Source organism: Ornithinibacillus sp. FSL M8-0202 (assembly GCF_037975285.1).
GTDB lineage: Bacteria > Bacillota > Bacilli > Bacillales > Amphibacillaceae > Ornithinibacillus > Ornithinibacillus massiliensis.
The window spans coordinates 393,122-411,048 of record NZ_CP150248.1 but is presented as its reverse complement, the minus strand read 5'-3'; the positions used below and the strand labels follow the sequence as shown (position 1 = coordinate 411,048).

Annotated in this window: 18 protein-coding genes and 1 pseudogene; 13 read left to right on the top strand and 6 right to left on the bottom strand. The window is 36.5% G+C overall.

The features are described 5' to 3' along the window. Positions 1 to 256 precede the first annotated feature (256 nt). The 5 genes from MKY78_RS02060 to MKY78_RS02040 form a co-directional block, all read right to left on the bottom strand. Entirely contained in the window at positions 257 to 946 is a 690-nt protein-coding gene (locus MKY78_RS02060) for a hypothetical protein (RefSeq protein ID WP_339215819.1), read from the bottom strand. 12 nt (positions 947 to 958) lie between these two features. Continuing rightward, complete coding sequence (locus MKY78_RS02055) at positions 959 to 1,849, bottom strand: ABC transporter ATP-binding protein (protein ID WP_339215818.1); 891 nt, start codon at positions 1,847 to 1,849, stop codon at positions 959 to 961. Positions 1,850 to 1,901: 52 nt separating this feature from the next. After that, positions 1,902 to 3,062: a hypothetical protein gene (locus MKY78_RS02050; protein ID WP_339215817.1), complete on the bottom strand. Its 1,161-nt coding sequence runs from the start codon at positions 3,060 to 3,062 to the stop codon at positions 1,902 to 1,904. A 27-nt stretch (positions 3,063 to 3,089) separates the two neighbouring features. Beyond that, positions 3,090 to 4,319: an ABC transporter permease subunit gene (locus MKY78_RS02045; protein ID WP_339215815.1), complete on the bottom strand. Its 1,230-nt coding sequence runs from the start codon at positions 4,317 to 4,319 to the stop codon at positions 3,090 to 3,092. 250 nt (positions 4,320 to 4,569) lie between these two features. Then, positions 4,570 to 5,280: a Crp/Fnr family transcriptional regulator gene (locus MKY78_RS02040; protein ID WP_339215813.1), complete on the bottom strand. Its 711-nt coding sequence runs from the start codon at positions 5,278 to 5,280 to the stop codon at positions 4,570 to 4,572. 195 nt (positions 5,281 to 5,475) lie between these two features. On the opposite strand from MKY78_RS02040, the gene MKY78_RS02035 reads away from it, so the two are divergent. The 13 genes and pseudogenes from MKY78_RS02035 (at position 5,476) to MKY78_RS01975 (ending at position 15,549) form a co-directional block, all read left to right on the top strand. Then, on the top strand, positions 5,476 to 6,030 hold the full coding sequence (locus MKY78_RS02035; protein ID WP_339215811.1) for a histidine phosphatase family protein: 555 nt from the start codon (positions 5,476 to 5,478) through the stop codon (positions 6,028 to 6,030). A gap of 13 nt (positions 6,031 to 6,043) precedes the next feature. Further along, on the top strand, positions 6,044 to 6,592 hold the full coding sequence (locus MKY78_RS02030; RefSeq protein ID WP_339215809.1) for a DNA topology modulation protein: 549 nt from the start codon (positions 6,044 to 6,046) through the stop codon (positions 6,590 to 6,592). Next, positions 6,561 to 7,145, top strand: a complete 585-nt coding sequence (locus tag MKY78_RS02025; protein WP_339215807.1) for a GNAT family N-acetyltransferase — start codon at positions 6,561 to 6,563, stop codon at positions 7,143 to 7,145. Before MKY78_RS02030 ends, MKY78_RS02025 begins: the two co-directional genes overlap by 32 nt. 29 nt (positions 7,146 to 7,174) lie before the next feature. Next, on the top strand, positions 7,175 to 7,663 hold the full coding sequence (locus MKY78_RS02020) for a GNAT family N-acetyltransferase (protein ID WP_211741671.1): 489 nt from the start codon (positions 7,175 to 7,177) through the stop codon (positions 7,661 to 7,663). 14 nt (positions 7,664 to 7,677) lie between these two features. Next, complete coding sequence (locus tag MKY78_RS02015) at positions 7,678 to 8,079, top strand: VOC family protein (RefSeq protein ID WP_339215804.1); 402 nt, start codon at positions 7,678 to 7,680, stop codon at positions 8,077 to 8,079. Positions 8,080 to 8,252: 173 nt separating this feature from the next. Continuing rightward, on the top strand, positions 8,253 to 8,543 hold the full coding sequence (locus MKY78_RS02010; protein ID WP_211741669.1) for a hypothetical protein: 291 nt from the start codon (positions 8,253 to 8,255) through the stop codon (positions 8,541 to 8,543). 64 nt (positions 8,544 to 8,607) lie between these two features. Further along, positions 8,608 to 8,781 carry a hypothetical protein gene (locus tag MKY78_RS02005; protein ID WP_186870001.1) on the top strand — a complete coding sequence of 58 codons (174 nt, stop codon included), beginning with the start codon at positions 8,608 to 8,610 and terminating at the stop codon, positions 8,779 to 8,781. Between the two features lie 129 nt (positions 8,782 to 8,910). Beyond that, positions 8,911 to 10,083 (top strand): hydroxymethylglutaryl-CoA synthase, encoded by a 1,173-nt coding sequence (locus MKY78_RS02000; RefSeq protein ID WP_339215800.1) that lies wholly within the window; start codon positions 8,911 to 8,913, stop codon positions 10,081 to 10,083. 586 nt (positions 10,084 to 10,669) lie between these two features. Continuing rightward, on the top strand, positions 10,670 to 11,932 hold the full coding sequence (gene ltrA / locus MKY78_RS01995; protein WP_188384654.1) for a group II intron reverse transcriptase/maturase: 1,263 nt from the start codon (positions 10,670 to 10,672) through the stop codon (positions 11,930 to 11,932). A gap of 151 nt (positions 11,933 to 12,083) precedes the next feature. Next, positions 12,084 to 12,740 carry a reverse transcriptase-like protein gene (locus MKY78_RS01990; protein WP_339215799.1) on the top strand — a complete coding sequence of 219 codons (657 nt, stop codon included), beginning with the start codon at positions 12,084 to 12,086 and terminating at the stop codon, positions 12,738 to 12,740. Positions 12,741 to 12,979: 239 nt separating this feature from the next. Then, entirely contained in the window at positions 12,980 to 13,798 is an 819-nt protein-coding gene (locus MKY78_RS01985; protein WP_339215797.1) for an SDR family oxidoreductase, read from the top strand. Positions 13,799 to 13,874: 76 nt separating this feature from the next. Then, the gene (locus MKY78_RS01980; protein WP_339215795.1) at positions 13,875 to 14,615 is read left to right on the top strand and encodes a YkgJ family cysteine cluster protein; all 741 of its coding nucleotides are present in this window, start codon (positions 13,875 to 13,877) and stop codon (positions 14,613 to 14,615) included. 71 nt (positions 14,616 to 14,686) lie between these two features. After that, a pseudogene (locus MKY78_RS01975) lies at positions 14,687 to 15,549 on the top strand (AraC family transcriptional regulator). A gap of 47 nt (positions 15,550 to 15,596) precedes the next feature. On the opposite strand, the gene helD reads toward MKY78_RS01975, so the two are convergent. Continuing rightward, positions 15,597 to 17,870 carry an RNA polymerase recycling motor HelD gene (helD, locus tag MKY78_RS01970; RefSeq protein ID WP_339215793.1) on the bottom strand — a complete coding sequence of 758 codons (2,274 nt, stop codon included), beginning with the start codon at positions 17,868 to 17,870 and terminating at the stop codon, positions 15,597 to 15,599. Positions 17,871 to 17,927 lie beyond the last annotated feature (57 nt).

The following is a 17,927-nucleotide window of genomic DNA, read 5'->3' as shown; positions in this document are numbered from 1 at the left end:
ATCGTATTGTAGTTTTAGTAAAGAACACCCTAAACAGGATTAGAGTACCTGTATAGGGTGTTCCTTGTTCTTTTTCGATAAAACAAGTTAGAAGGGAAATTGTTTCGACATAACATGTTCACAGACTATGCTTCCTACGTAGATTCAATCATTAAGTATAGAATGTTAAGTCATTGATTGAAGTTGAAGATTAATAGAAAAATCAAACAAAAAAAGGTGAAATACTATCACAGTAGTTCCCACCTTTTCATCCTTCTTATTTTGCTTCAAATTGAAGAAGGGATAAGCCACTTACGCGTAGCTTTTGTCCCTCTATTAATTGAATGTCAACCTTAGAAGAAGCGTCTAGAAACTCAAAAACTCTTGGTGACTTTCCTTCCTCATAAACATGTAAATCTCCAAACCCATACTCGGGGGCATAAACGGAATATTCTCCTGCTTCAATATCTTTTCCAACTTCCCAAATACCTGCGGAAAGCTGATTCGAAAATTGTGTATCGACAGGGGTGATTATTGCCTCATTTATGCCATCTAGATGAACCGAATGCGAGCCATTTAAGTCTACCGTAACACTCTCAACCCCATACCAGGAATCAAAAACTTCACTAACCAAAAGTACATTGTTTTGATCATAAACCAGTACCCTTCCAGATTGAGGAGCCATCACTTCCGACCATAATGGAGCAATCGAATATCTTCCTTCCTTAGGAATAATGTCTGGCATATCTTTTACGACCGGGCTAATGATACTTTCTTCTGCTTCAGCATTACTACGGTCAATTGTATCGTAGATAGTATCACTAACTTCTCCAATAATTTCATCTTTTTCTTTATCGATGATTTCGTTATTTTCCTGATACCGTAATACCTTCTCCGAGGGTTGTTCACTACAGCCTACTAAAACGAATAAACAAGTTATAAAACAGAGGAAAAGCATTCGTTTCATTATATTTCCCTCCTAAAATTCATGGTAGTATTTTTCATAGTATTCAGCAGTTCCAAGTGGTCCTATTGAAAGTTCTTTTCCTTTATAGGCAGACAGTTTTATAACCCATTCCTTCTGTTCTTCTTCCGTCATATTTTTAATTGGAATACAACATAGATGATTCGCGATAAAAAGATGATCCTCGGGTAATGTATAAGCTAAATTTTCATATTGATCAGGTGTTAAGTCGACTTTCAAGTATTCATCTGTAGTATCAGTTAAGACTTGTTGATGAATGATATCTCCACCCTTTAAATATAGGACACGGTCCGCATATAAATCGAGATTGGAAAGTAAATGGGAGGCAACAAAAATCAGCTTACCTTCTTGCTTCATATGCATTAATTTTTTGGATATGAGTGATACATTCGCCACGTCCAGCCCGTTCATCACCTCATCCATAAGCATGATTGGGGTATCCGCTGCAGCAATCATGGCAAAGCATAATCGTTGTCTCATTCCTAAAGAATAGGTTTTTACTTTCTTTTTAACATAACTCTCCATTTGTAGTTGTTCATAAATCTCTTTGACATGCTTCGTTGTACCTTTCCACATATTGGCATACAGCTTCATGTGATCAACACCAGATAATTCTTCAAATAAATCTCCCTGGTCCGGAAATGTAGCCAATTGTTTATGAATAGCTATTTCTTTTCCTTCCGTCTTGTATTGGAGATCTCCGTTAAACGTAACATTCCCCTTATTTGGTTTTAAGAAGTTTGATATGACATTAAATAGGGTTGTTTTACCCGTACCGTTTGGAGCAACAAGTCCAATAATTTCTCCACTCTTGGCTTCTAGTGAAAGGTTCTCTAATACTACTTTGTCTTTATATTTAACTGTGATATTTTCCAGTTTTAACATGTCAATCCTCTTTTCTATTGCCGTTTTTAAGGCGATCTTTTTAAATAAATGATTAGAATGCTTTTTCTAAAGGCATGTTTTTTGGCACGCGATGATAGGCAAACTTATTAATAGCATAAATAATGCCAATGATTACGATTGTTATGATTCCTAAGATGGCCATTGCATTCCAGTAATCAATGAAACTATTACCTAATTCCGTGGCAAGGTCACCGGAGAGAACCTTGTACATATCGATGAATTTTATCGGATGTAAGAAGCTTGCTTTCAATCCTGCTGCCATTGCAATATCAGGTAGGATAAATATCCCTATCCCAATAAGTATATTAGCGAATGCATTCTTGAATAGCATATTTAGTAAAATGGATAATGATAATAGTAACAATGTAATTAAGGCAAGGCCTAAAAACATATACAGGAGATATTGACCAGTAGATAAAGCGATATAATTCCCATTCTTATAAACTAATATCGGAAAAGAAAAATCTCCTGCTTCAAATTTTCTAAACACATAGATTGCTCCGAAAGAAAATCCTACTAGTAAAAACGTATAAATATGAACGAAATGGATCATGATTTTACTTGTAACTTTACCTATAAACGATAAAGGAAAACCTTTCATGACGGATTGATGATTTCTTTCATATAGGAGCATTTCACTTCCGCTGATTAGAACAATTACAAGAAATAATAGTCCCGAGAACATAGAAAGGACATTTGTAATATAATGATTCGTTGAATAAGAGTCAGGCTCAATAGGTAGATCATTGTCTTTAATATAATGTAATAATGCATCCTCTTTTAAAATATCTTCCTTAGGTACAATTAAATGATTAGGAATTCCAGCATTCCCTAGATCATGTACTGCAAGCCGTAGCTGGTTAATTTCTAATCCATTTTCTATATATTGTTCACTATCATGACCGCTTCCAATAAACCACACTTGCATACCTAATAGTGATTGGATTTGCGTGTGATAATTGTACACTTCTGCAACCTCAGGCAGATCATGACGCAAAAGATCAAGGTGCTCGAAGACTGCATAGGATGTTTGTGTTTCTGTTCTTTTCTGATTATCTAATGGTTCTGGCTGATCTTGACTATAGTACATAAAGAATAAAACGAAAAAGGCAAGAAGGAATGCAGCTATAAACCAACTTTTTCGGTTCTGTAATAATAATTTTGTTTCAAAGAGGGTAAACTTCCAAAACATATCGACTATCCTTTCTGACTAATGACATCATGCCGCTTTGCGGTAAAAACGACGTTTGCTTACTATTCGAGATACTACAAAAAGACTAATTTCTAAGAATAGAATTGTACATAGTAACACTAGAATACCTTTTTCATACGTAATGGATTCCAAATGTACTAAATAGTATTTTTCACCTGAGATGACTCTGCCAAAGTCAAAATACGTCAGTGGCAGATTACTTATTTCAATGCCAAAAAGCTCTGTTAATGTTCTAGAGTAATAGATTCTTTCAGTGAACAAGATGAGCGTACTAACCATTAAAACAATCCATGCATTTTTAAAAAGTAGACTAAGTAGTGCATTTAACCGGATAAATAGGTATATAAGTATCGGTATAATTCCAAGTGCTAGTAGTAGGAACTTGGCAATTGAAATCGAATCAAACTCGCTAAACCGATAACCGAAGTATTCATCCGGTTCAGAACTAGGTAGCGTAATTGGAACAGATAATTTAAAAGAGCCAAATCCACTTTGAATAGAAATTATCACTGCTGCTAAAAGTAATAATCCGAATAAAATTAATAATGTATAACCAAACGCTACAGCTGATTTAACATTGATTAAACGATACCAACCAATAGGTAAACCTTGCAGTATAGTTCGGTGCTGCCTATCCTTCGCTAACATGTCACTACTAAAATAGATAGCACAAAATAGCACAATAAATGCGGTTGTACCAAGAAGAAAATTGGTAATAGTTTGTAATGCGGTCTTTTGCTCAATCATCTCATAGGTAATCGGAATATTTGCATCTAGATAACCTTGGTAACGAAGGTCTGTTAAACTATAATTGCGGCTATCATCTAGTCCTGGATAAGGGGCATCCCCGATTAACATCCAATCTCTGCTAGCACTAGTGGTATTATAATCAAAGCCTTTCATTCTTAATTGGACAAAGCGATTAAAGTTCTTATCTTCAAAGGCATTTACCATTCTGGATTGGACTTTTAAAGAATACATATTGCTTGCAAACGGGGATCCTGTCATTTCACCATAGCCTGTACCTCCCCGATTAATCATTCCTTGGGTTACGGCTTCTAAGTTACTAATCTCCTTTTTCATTTCCTCTGCATCAAAAGAATCAGGAGTTTCTTGCATTGGTAGAATTAAAAGTGCGTAGGTCAATATTAAACTGACAAGCGCGATTATAAATAGTATGTTCTTTTTGTTTCTCAACATCATTTTGAATTCGTGAACCATCATTGATTTAGTCATTATTGATTACTCCTTTTAATGCGCTTAACATCGGATTGTCCTATTTTTATGTAGAATTAGAATTTTAAAAAAATATCCTTGAATCTAATATTAAAAGCAATGGATTGAAAATGCAAATAAAAATTTAATAAATTTGTAATATTATAGGAATATTATGTAAGTAAATGTGTTGGTATTCATTAAAGCTAGGAGAAATAAAAAAGCCTACCTATAATGGTAGACATTTCTATATTTGCTGGAGACTAATGAATTAATTAATATTACATATATCAAGTGGACAGTTTTCGCAGCCAATCTCCATTTTTAGGTAGTCCATATCTTTTATGAAGATTTTCCCTGACTTATCCATAGAAATTACATTTAGCTGTCGTAGCGTAACAAGCATTCTATTAATACTTTCTCGAGTAGCGGCGCAGAAGTTAGCTAATTCTTGGTTAGTAAGTGCGACATCAATTAATACTCCATCATCGTGCTTTAATCCATAGCTGTTTGCTAAGCGAATTAAAGTAGAGTATAGTGCCCCTTTTTTCCCATTTAATAGTAGGTCTCTCATTTTGGATTGAAACTTACGCATTTGTGTGCTTGACCATTTCATATATTCAAAGGTTAGTTCGCTATTAGATAATAAAGCATTTTCTAATTCGTCTTTCCGAATTACTTCTACTTCACCAGAGGTTAGTACCTTACCATTTAGTAAATATTTAGGGTCATCACTAAAAAGGGATAGTTCACCGACCATATCACCATGATTACAAATACGCAGAATTAGTTCCTTCCCATCAGTAGTTAGTTTAGAAACCTGTAATAGTCCAGATTTAATAATAAATATTTCATTTGCTTGTAACCCTTCATGGAATAAAAATGTGTTTTTAGAGATTTTTTTCGTCGTACTAATGGAGTCTAATAGATTTCTTAAATCTTTTGAAACGGATAAATGTTTATCGGTTTTTGAATTCAACATGAGACTAGAAATCATCAAAAACATCCCCTTAATAAAGATGTGGTAAATCACATCTTTAGTGTAGCACTAAATGTATTGCTGCTATTCCGAAACTCGTTACGATATTGTGAAAAAGCACATCGTATTTTAAGGTATATCCATTATTAGTTGTGTATTATCAGAATTCTGTTACTATTTTACTGTAGGGGTGAGGGAATGAACTATAATATATACTTAGTTAGACATGCACATTCAATTTATACGCCAGATGAATTACATAGACCGTTGTCAGAAAGAGGGGAAACGGACGCAAAAAGGGTTACACAAATACTAAAGGAAGAACATATCGATTATGTTTATTCCAGTCCTTATAAAAGAGCAATTCAAACGGTACAAGGAGTTGCAGATTTTTTACGTGTAAACGTATTGATAGAAGATCGTTTTAAAGAACGAAGGTTAGCAGAAAAACCAGTAGCTGATTTTACGCAAGCGATAACAAAGGTTTGGGAGAATGACAGCTTCTTTTTTAAAGGCGGTGAGTCAAATGAAATGGCTCAGCAAAGAGGGATACAAGGTCTAATGAAGGTTATAGAAGAGCATCCGGGAAAAAATATCGTAATTGGTACACATGGCAATATAATGGTATTGATGATGAATTATTTTGATGAAGCATATGATTTTCAGTTTTGGCAAGTGCTGGACATGCCTGATATATACAAACTAACATTTACTAATTCTAGGTTAATAGAGGTAACAAGATTATGGAAATAGGGCAGGTGTTAAGGTGAATCGAATAGTCGTTATCGGTTCTGGTGGATCAGGAAAATCGACATTAGCCCGCCGGTTAGGGCAGGTTCTTGAATTAAAGGTTTACCACTTAGATACGCTTTTTTGGAGGCCTGGCTGGATTGGTACTTCAAAAGAGGAACAACAAGAAGTGCAACAAAGAATAGTGGAGCAAGAGAAATGGATTATCGACGGAAATTATGGTGGAACATTGGACATAAGGTTCAACAAGGCTGACACGATTATTTTTTTAAATATTTCAAGATATATTTGTATCCTTCGCGTGCTTAAAAGAAGACTGCAATATGCTAAGACATCCCGTCCTGATATGGCAGAAGGATGTGATGAAAAGTTAAGCATCGATTTTCTGAAATGGGTTTGGAAATATCCAAAGGATAAACGGCCAATGATTTTGGATAAATTAAACAAATTATCAGGAGAGAAAAAAGTCATCATTCTCTCCACACCAAAGGATGTAAAGAATTTTATAGATCAAATGGAGATGGAGAAACAAAATGGAAATCAGAATTTATCAACCATCCGATGAACAAGGTTGGGTGAGGTGTCGTGTGCTTTCATTCTTGGACACCGCCTATTTTGATAATGTTTTAAAGGAAAAAGAACAGTATGAAAATCCTGCTATTGAGCTAGTAGCAATAGAAGACGGTCAAATAGTCGGATTATTAGATATCGAATACGAATTACAAGAGGGGACAGTTTGTTCCCGGGGGACCGGATTAGGAGGGATGATATGGCATATTGCTGTTCATCCAGATTATCGTAGAAGGGCGATTGCTTCCGAGCTTCTACGGAAAGGAGAAGAATTAGCAAGGAAGGAGAAGTTAAATCGATTGGAGGCCTGGACAAGGGATGATCAGTGGGTCCATACCTGGTACGAGAAGAATGGGTTCCAACAAGTTGATTCCTATTTACATGTATATCTAGAAGGAGAGACAGAGTTAAAAGGGAACATTTCGAGTACCCTTCCGAAGTTATACCCAGTTCAAAGCTTCGCACATTATGGAGGCAATCAAAAGGATAATATAAAAAAGCGCTTCAAGCGGGTCCATGACTGTATCTGCTTTGAAAAAATATTGTAATAAAATTGGGAGGTTAATTTCTGTAAGCTATGATCCAAATAAAAAAAGCAAATACAACCCATGTTTCAGGAATTGTAAAAGTATGTACGGAAGCTAATTGGGCTACCTATCATAACATATATTCGAAGGAATATATCGAGTCAATCATTGCTACGTATTATCATAATGAACGGATTTTAGAAGAAGTTTCGAGCTCATCTAAGGATTGGGGCGGATATTTTGTTGCCTTAGATCAAGATGAAGTAGTTGGTGTTACTGGTGGAGGTATGATTAGTGATTTGGATGCAGAGGTTTATGTATTGTACTTAGACCCTCATCGAAGGAATGAGGGTATTGGAAGTCTGCTACTAAATGCTGTTACAGAACAACAAAAAGAGTTTGGCGCGAGAGTTCAGTGGGTGTCTGTCCAAAAGGGGAATATGAAAGCAATACCTTTCTATGAAGCAAAAGGATTTAAAGTAATAACAGAAGAAGAGTCGGATGGATACCAATCACTACGTTATTCACGACAAATATAATGAGGAGAAATTAAATGGATCATTTTATTAAACGAGTTGGAACAACATATATACCAGTCCGGGATCCAGAACAGGCTTCAAAATGGTATCAAGCTAAACTTGGTGCAAAAGAAAACTATTGTGATGAAAATAAGTCAATATTAGACTTTGCAAATCAAAGTTTTTTCCTTGTGAAATCTATAAAAGGGGAAAAGGTTGGGTTTCAGGATTGGAATGGGAGAGAGCATTTCTCTTTAACCTTTGAAGTAGATGGACTGGAACAATTAAACGCGTTTCATGCCTTCTTAAAAGCAAATGGAGTAAAAGTTGGAGAAATAGAGGACCGAGGACACCCAGGAAATAACTTTGTGTTTTTTGATCAAGATTATAATATATTTGATGTATGGAGTGAACTTAGTCCGAGTTATAAAAAATAATAGATATCCAGACCTCTCTATACGTATTTGGGGAGGTTTTTCTATACGGTAAGATAAGCTTTACAGACAAATTGTCATGTTATTTTCATATCGACCAAGTCATATACTCCATATTTTGAGTTAAGCTATAGTAGAATAAGAATTGTAAGAAATATAAGGATTGAGGTGTACCAATGGGGTTACAAGTAACAGAAGATGCAGCGAAATGGTATATAGACGAAATGGGCTTAGAAGAAGGTGATTATGTTCAGTTTTTCCTTAAAATCTACGGTGGTATTAAAACGGAACATCCTAATTACTTTCTAGGAATATCGGTTGGATTAGATGGCGAAATAGCAGCGAAGCAAGAGGTAACTGGGATTACCTTCTATTTCGGTGAGAAAGATGCCTGGTTTTTAGATGAATTTGATATGAAGGTAGTCATGGGCGAAGATGAAGTAGAATATCAATTCACAGCAAGGTAGACAAGAAATAAGTTAATCTTTCATGGACATAATAATTCTTGACCATATTTTGAGGAGGATTAGGATGTCAGAAGAAAATAAGAATAAAAACCGAGATACAGGTAGACAGAAGAACCATGGTATTAAATATAATACGGAACCAGAACGAAACGGAAAACAGGATGTCGAAATAGCTAGTGATAGTGAATTCTTAACTCTAGATGGGAAGAAAAACAAACGTAAAAGAGATAATGGCTAGTTTCCAAATGGAGCTTGTTCCAATGTTACCCGGACAAGCTCTATTACTAATTTCAGAAATTATATTTGTGTGATTATTCACAAACAGATATAATGGGGGAAGAGAAACTGTTTCAAAGGAGAAAAAAACATGAAAATTGGTATAGACAAAATTGGTTTTTACGCACCACATATTTATGTAGATATGGAGAAATTAGCTGAAGCAAGAAACATAGAGCCAGCTAAGTTTACGGTTGGAATTGGACAAAGTCAAATGGCTGTAGCGCCAATTACTCAAGATTCTGTTACATTAGCTGCAAATGCAGCACTTGAAATAATAGACGATGAAGATAGAGAGAAAATAGACTTTGTTATTTTTGGATCTGAGTCAGGTATTGATCATTCTAAATCTGGTGCAGTATATGTCCACCAGTTATTAGGGCTACAACCTCATGCACGTGCAGTAGAAGTGAAGCAGGCTTGTTATGGAGCTACTGCTGGGATTCAAATGGCCAAAGGGCACATTGCCTTAAATCCGGAAAGTAAAGTGTTAGTATTAGGTTCTGATATAGCGCGATATGGTTTAAATTCGTCAGGAGAATCCACACAAGGTGCTGGCGCCGTAGCGATGATTATTAGTGCTAACCCTCGTATTATGGAACTTGAGAATCATAATGTGTATTTAACAAATGATATTATGGATTTCTGGAGACCGATTTATTCAGATAAGGCTTTTGTAGATGGGAAATTCTCCAATGAACAGTATATTTTGTTCTTTAATAAAGTATGGGAAGCGTTTAAATCTAAATCAGGTTTGGATCTTTCTGATATGGAAGCTATTTGCTATCACTTACCATATACAAAAATGGGCTTAAAGGCGTTAAGAACTGTTATCGATGAAGCACCTGAAGAAGTGAGAGAACGTTTATTAGAAAACTACCAAATAAGCACACAGTATAATCGTAATGTTGGAAACATTTATACTGGATCATTATATTTAAGTTTACTTTCTTTACTGGAGAATAAGGATGACTTAAAAGAAGGCGTACGGATTGGGATGTTTAGCTATGGTTCAGGTGCAGTAGGGGAATTTTTCACTGGTGTTCTTCAACCAAATTATCGAGAGCATCTTCACATTGAAAGCCATCAACGATTATTCGATACACGTAAAGAAGTTACGGTTGAGGAGTATGAGGTTATATTTGAGGAAACATTACCACGAGATGGATCAGATATCGAATTAAATATTGAACAGGATCCTGCAAGTATCGTGTTGAGTGGAACGGTTGATAATAAAAGACAGTATGTAAATAAAAATAGTTAAAATGAAAAAGAACTCTAGCAATGCCTGGAGTTCTTTTATAGTGTGCCAGGCATGCACACATTCTCTAGGGTTGAAGTCCTGAATCACGAAGGCAGTAGTAGTGATTAGCTTAAGACAAGGGTGTCTAGGGTGACCTAGAATCTGAAGGAAGTCAGCGGCAAATCTCCGCCTCGAGGAACACAAACTTCATATAAGGCTAGATGTTCTTGGATGAGACTGCTATACAAGTTGAAGTCCTTACTGCCAAAGGGAGCATAGAGTAAATGGAGCGAGGACATGGAGAGGAAGAATGTGTGCTTACCCTGGGAGGTCTGATAGAAATGCGGTACACCTGCCGTAACCGAACATGAGAATGTTCGCTGAACTATCAGAAGTCAGCCGAAGCCATAGTACCGAATGCTCCTAGGGTATTCGGGAAGGGCTGAATCATCTAAGGAGAATTGCCACTTTGCATACGCAACACTTGATGACGCAGAAACATAAGAACCTTCCTAATGGAGGAAACGATGAATCTCGTGGGGGACATTAGAAGGGCTGAAAGTAGTTGCCACATAAGAAGGACGGACAATTCGCGTAGGAGTTCGATATCATGTTGGAAAGAATACTATCACGGGAAAACTTAATACAAGCACTAAAACGTGTAGAAAGAAACAAAGGAAGTCATGGTGTGGATGATATGCCTGTACAAAACCTACGAGCACATATCATGAAACAGTGGACTACCATTCGGGAACAACTCGAAAAGGGAACCTACTACCCTCAACCTGTTCGTCGTGTCGAAATCCCGAAACCAAACGGTGGGAAGAGAAAGTTAGGTATCCCTACCGTGACAGACCGATTCCTCCAACAAGCAATCGCACAAGTCCTAACGGAAGTTTACGACCCTACATTTTCGCGATACAGTTATGGATTCCGTCCAAACAAGCGCGGACATGATGCGGTGAGACAAGCTAGAAATTATATCAAGCAGGGTTACCGTTGGGTAATCGATATGGATTTAGAGAAATTCTTCGATAAAGTAAATCATGACAGACTGATGCGAACATTAAGTAAAAGAATTCAAGACCCAATGGTCTTGAAATTAATCAGAAGATATTTACAGGCAGGAATTATGGAAGATGGGTTAGCTTGTCCTAATACAGAAGGTACTCCCCAAGGAGGCCCCCTAAGTCCACTACTTTCCAATATTGTCCTCGATGAACTGGATAAAGAACTGGAGAAAAGAGGACTTCACTTCGTCCGTTATGCAGACGACTGTAATATCTATGTTCGCTCCAAACGTGCGGGTTTACGAATCATGAATACTATCACTAAATTCATAGAAGAGAAACTGAAACTCAAAGTAAATGGAGACAAAAGTGCGGTAGACCGCCCATGGAGACGCAAATTCCTTGGATTTTCTTTTACCATCCAGAAGGAAACCCCGAAAATCCGGGTTTCAAAAGAAAGTGTAAAACGCTTTAAACAGCGAGTTCGTGAACTGACTTCTAGAAGGAAATCGGTGGCGATGGATAGAAGGATGGAGAAACTAAATCGATTCCTAATAGGTTGGTTAGGCTACTACCAACTGGCAGAAACGCCTTCTTTATTCAAGAAACTAGATGCCTGGATAAGAAGAAGGTTACGAATGATTCGTTGGAAGGAATGGAAGAAAGTCCAAACAAGGTACCATAACTTAATTCGATACGGAATTAAGAAAGGAAAAGCGTGGGAATGGGCTAACACAAGAAAGGGATACTGGCGAATAGCTAAAAGCCCAATCTTGCATAAAGCCCTTGACGACCAATATTGGTCAGGCCAAGGGCTAAAGAGTCTATTTAGTAGATATCAAACGTTACGTTGGACTTAGATGGAACCGCCGTATACGGAACCGTACGTACGGTGGTGTGAGAGGTCGGAGGTTAATCGCCTCCTCCTACTCGATTTTTGCGAAATGGTATGATGTATTTGTTTCAGTGGAAAATATAATTATTCAAATTATAAAGAGGATGATTTTTTTCATGAGAATCAAAATGGAAATGATATATATAACGCCAACGGGAACAGAGACTTGCTTTTACTCGGATGAAATGAGTCCTGAAAAAACGCTCTTACTAGCAAAGGATCTTGAAAAAACAGGTCGAGTAAAGAAGCTGACCTTTTATGATAATTATGATACGACATGGATGTATAAAGAATTGCAGAAATATGTAGAGCGTATTGATTCTGAACCACATAACGTGGTGGTCTTTTTTGATGGTGGATTTGATTTGAAAACTAAAAAATCTGGCTTAGGTTGTGTCATCTATTATGAACAAGACGGGAAGCAATATCGTATTAGAAAAAATGCTTTAGTAGAAGAGTTGAATACAAATGGTGAAGCAGAATATGCCTCGCTTCATTTTGCAATTGGAGAATTAGAGTTGCTTGGTGTTCATCACTTACCAGTAACATTTACAGGAGATTCACAAGGTGTTATGAATCAATTAAAAGATGAATGGCCGTGCTATGAGGAAGAATTATTACGCTGGATAGAAAGAATCGAGAAAAAGCTAGAACAATTGGGAATAACACCTGACTACCAGCTAGTTCCAAGAAAAAAGAACCGTGAAGCAGACCATTTAGCCACGCAAGCAATGAATGGCATTGAAATAGCAAGCAACAGTGAACGGACATAGCCTATTCCATTAGCAGGACTTGTATGGATAAATAAGCATCCAGATTAGGTTTATTGTTCGAATTATTTTAAAAGTGACAAAACAATGAATGTTATCAGGATGATAGTTCATTTTCCGAACATTATATTATAATAAAATGGAAAGATCCCATTCGTAAACTAATCAAGTGAATCATGATTAACCTTAAAAATGTAAGCGTTTAAAATCGGAGGGGATAAATAAAAAATGGAGGGGTCGTCATGAGCTCAAATAAGGTTGCTATTGTTACGGGTGGTGCATCAGGAATAGGAAAGGCAATTTGTATGGAACTAGTAGAAAATGATGTGTATGTGATTATCGTAGATATTAATGAAGTGGAAGGCGAAAAATTAGAAAAGGAACTGAACAAGGATAGGAATCAATCCAGATTTGTAAAGGTTGATGTAACCAGCTATTCCAGTGTTCATGAATGTATTCATGCAGTATATACAGAATTTGGAAGGTTAGATTATTTATTTAATAATGCAGGTATTGCAATGTACGGTGAACTAGATGAAATGTCTATTACCGATTGGGAAGATATCATAGGTATTAATGTGTGGGGGGTGGTATATGGAACACAGATTGGCTATTCTATTATGAAAAAGCAAGGATTCGGCTATCTTGTTAATACTGCTTCTGCTGCAGGGCTTGGCCCATCCCCAATTTCATCCGCTTATGCTACTACAAAACATGCTATTGTAGGACTTACTACATCCCTCCATTATGAAGCAAAAGAATTTGGTGTTAACGTTACTACGCTTTGTCCTACCTTTGTCGATACCCCAATCTTCGATAAAGCTAAATCCTTTAATATTAATAAATCTATCATAAAGAAACAGTTAGATAAGCAGAAATTGATGTCACCGAATAAGTTGGCGAAGATCACATTGAAGGGAGTTCATAAAAATAAGCCAATCGTCTGTCCAATGCCACTTCGGAAGACAATGGATATCATTTTTACGATTTTCCCACCATTACACAATAGGCTAATGGATGCTGTATGTAAAGTGAGTAGGAAGGCTAAAGCCACAGAATAAAACTGTTTACAAATAACGGATAGTAATGGAGAATGGTTTAAGGTAGTGTATGGTAGAAATTTACGGGAGATTAGCTATGACAAATCAATATTTAGCTCTTGAAGAAATTCAAGAAAAATGTAATCAGTTAACAAATGAATATGAAATAGATGAAGAAAAGTTTTATTCTATTGTGGAGAAATGGGCAGAAAAAGACGTTCAATTAGAACAAAAGCTTCTATGTAGTTTTACTGAATTACTAGATGTTGTAAGTTCCGAGATTACTAATATGGAGGAGCATGTTGGATTAGCCCCTACATGTCGATTAGGCTGTTCATTTTGTTGTTATTTCCCAATTATTATTAATGAAATGGAAGCCAAATTTATGAAACGGGCAATAGAGAATTTTCCAGCAGAGCGAAAAAATGCAATTCGCGATCATCTCATCCATTATTATGATAAATATGGGGATCAACTAAGTGAAAATAATAAGCTTGATTTTGCGAATGATCCTGATTTTAAATTGAAGTATCGTAAATCAAATACACCATGTCCAATGTTGGATACGGAAACTAATCAATGTATAGCATATGAAATTAGACCGATTCCTTGTCGGACATATATGAATTATACTAACCCTACTGTATGTGAAACAAATCTTATGCCGAAAGAAACTATTAGTTTTGAATTCCTCTACTCCGAATACATGGGGGCCTTAAATGAATTCCTTCAGTTCCTGTATGAAGAAGGAGATACAGGCTTTGTTCAGTATCCAGATGATGTATATAAGGATGATTACTTGACGAATTGGATGAAGGATCTTATCAATCTGTCTTAAGTGAGCATGGATAGACAGAAAAGCAACTATTCCAAGCTGGTAGACTACTAGTAGGGAAGGGAGTAGGGATTATGGAGAGGCTACAAAGAATGGTTGAAAGTATTGCGTATATAGAGGATAATCTTGAAGCTGAACTAGTCATAGAAGATATCGCAAGGATAGCTTATATGTCCAAGTTTCATTTTCAGCGCATGTTTACAATGCTGACTGGATTTACTGTAAGTGAGTATATTCGAAATAGACGTATTACGAAAGCTGCTCAAGAGCTTATAAACTCTAATGCTAGAGTGATTGATATTGCTTTGAAGTACGGGTATGAAAGTCCTGAAGCTTTTACAAAAGCATTCCGAGGTATACATGGCATTAGTCCCTCTATGGCTAAGAAAAATAGCCATTCTTTAAAGGCCTATCCTAAGCTTTCTTTCCATATTCAGATAAAGGGAGATGTCGAGATGGAGTATAGGATTGTTGAAAAAGAGCTATTTACGGTAGTGGGAAAAAGCATTAATACAACGACAATCGAAGGAGAAAATCATCGTGCTATTGCTGCATTTTGGGAAGAATCAAATTTAAATGGATTTTCCGAGGAGCTTGCAAAAAACTGTGGAGAGTTAGGTTTGTTAGGCATTTGTCTCGACTTCGACCATCAATTGGAAAACATGACCTACTTGATAGCCACTGAAAAGAATATGGAGGTGGTTCCAACTGATTGGATAGAAAGAGAGATTTCAAGTGCAACTTGGGCAGTATTCCCCTTCATGGTGCAATGCCAGATGCGATGCCAAAAGTTTGGCAAAGAATATTTTCAGAATGGTTCCCTTCAACAGGATATGAACATTCCGGTGGACCGGAGATGGAAGTTTATCTAAGTAATGGCGACCCATCCTCAGACAAGTATTATAGTGAAATATGGATTCCGATTAAAAAGAAATAAATGAAAGGAGTATGTCACCAAGTAAAGTTTGGTGACATACTCCTTGTTTAATTTAATGCTTCTTGTAAGAAGATACATGGTGTTCCCTTTGTTAAAAGGGTTAACGAATGCATTGCTCTAGTGCAAGCAGTGTAAAACAGTGTTCTATCCGATTCCTGGTCATAATGCTCTTTTGAAGCATCCGGAATAATTACCGCATCAAATTCTATTCCTTTTGCTAAATAAACCGGTACTACTACGATACCTTTTTCAAACGAATACGTATCTTCTTTAATTTGTTTCAGTGAGACTTTATCCTTTAACATCTCATATAATTCATTACTTTCTTCTAACGTTTTACAGATGACAGCAATAGTCTCGTAGTCCTTTGCCTTCAAGTCTTGTATGAGTTGTTTCAAAGTTGTTGATACATCACCTTGATTTTCTATGATCTGAGGTGGTTCACCATCTCTTTCAAATGGCTCAATCATATCACCACCAGGAGCGAATTTTTTCGTGAACTCAACAATTTGCTTAGTGGAACGATAGCTTTTCGTAAGAACGATCCGTTCATGATTTTCAGAGATATACTCTGGAACTAAAGGATTTTCTGTTGAAGCATATGTGTATATAGCTTGATTAATATCTCCTAACAGGGTCATTCTCGTATATGGGAAAATTTCTTTCATGTACGTAAACTGGAAAGCGGAGTAATCTTGTGCCTCGTCGATAAATAAGTGACGGATTGCCCTATTTTCCTTATCTCCTAACAGTTTTCCTCGGAAATAACGATATGGTGTAGCATCCTCCCACGTTAAATGTTTATTCGTTAGGTGTTGCATTGTTAATTGCTTTATTTTGTCCCAATTATTTGGGAGAGAGCTTGTTGTCCAATTCATAAACAGCTGCTGGTATGTTGTTAGTGTATTAACAAAAGCATACTTTTTAATTTGTTTTTTCACTCCTGCAAATTGCTTCTTCACAACAATAGCTCGTAATATATCCTCTTCTATACTAGGATCATCCTCATCAACGCGCTGATTTTCATAGTAAGCTTGTAGGTATTCTTCTTTATCCAGTAACTCAATTTGTTCTAATACCCAATCCTTCGATTTTTCTTTCTGTTGATGAATTTTGATTTCTTGAAGGAGCCATTTAGCTACTAGTTCCATTTTATTCGGAATGGATATCGATTCATCTAGTGAATAAAAGTAGTCTGCAATAGACTCTTTAGAGATTAAAATGTCACCACGAAAAGTTATATTCCGGAATTGAATCCCCTTGGATGTTAGGGAAGAAAGATATTCATCTATGATTGTCTTATATTCGATACTCGACTTGAGTTTCATGTTGACCTTCCTGATGGCTAATTCTTTCGTATCGTTATCCGTTAGCATACATTCCATTTGTTCAAAAGGCGATTCAATCGTAATATCTTTTTCGATACCGTCACGTAAAAAGTCATAAAAAGTAGTCTGACTAATATTAGTCTCACCTAATTCTGGTAATACATTGGCAATGTAACTTGAGAAGAGAGGGTTTGGTGAAAATAATAATAGGTTCTCGCTATTAAGACTGCCCCTAAATCGATATAATAAGTAAGCAATACGCTGTAGGACAGCCGAAGTTTTTCCGCTTCCTGCTACACCTTGGACAATTAGTAATTTACTATGTTCATTCCGAATGATTTTATTTTGTTCTCTTTGGATTGTAGCAACGATGCTTTTCATTGTCGTACTTGCGTTGTTGCCTAAAGCTGCTTGAAGTAAGCTATCCCCAATTGTTACCCCTGTATCAAACATTCCTTTTATCTTACTCTGCCTTATGATGAATTGCCGCTTTAACGATATTTCCCCTTCAATCGTTTCATCCATTGTCTCATAATAAGCTGCACCAGGTGAGAAATCATAATATAGACTAGAAATAGGGGCACGCCAATCGTAAATAAGGAACTCTTCATCATTTCGATCCATGAGGGAAGCGATGCCGATATATATTTTCTCCTTTTCACCTCCTGGCTTTTCAGAGAAATCAATTCGTCCAAAGTATGGGGATTCTTTGAGTAATCTTAACGTCTTACGTTCTTTATCGATAGAGCCATGGGATCTTTCTCGTTCAGCTAACAACTCTGCTTGTTGTTTTAAACTAGCTTGCGTTTCAATTACATCGTCCGGCTCATCTAAATTCACGGTTACATCTTCCCAGAAGTTCTTCCGTAAATCAACGATGCTTTCTTTAAGACCATCTGCTTTGGAAAATAACTTTTCTTCCTTGATGTTGATTTCTTGAACGACCATATCTACCCGATTTTGTTCTTTCTGTTTTTCTGCGTCGTGACTCATTCCATCAACCCCATTTCTTATCTTTTCTATTTTTGTTGACTTTCCATAATTGTGATA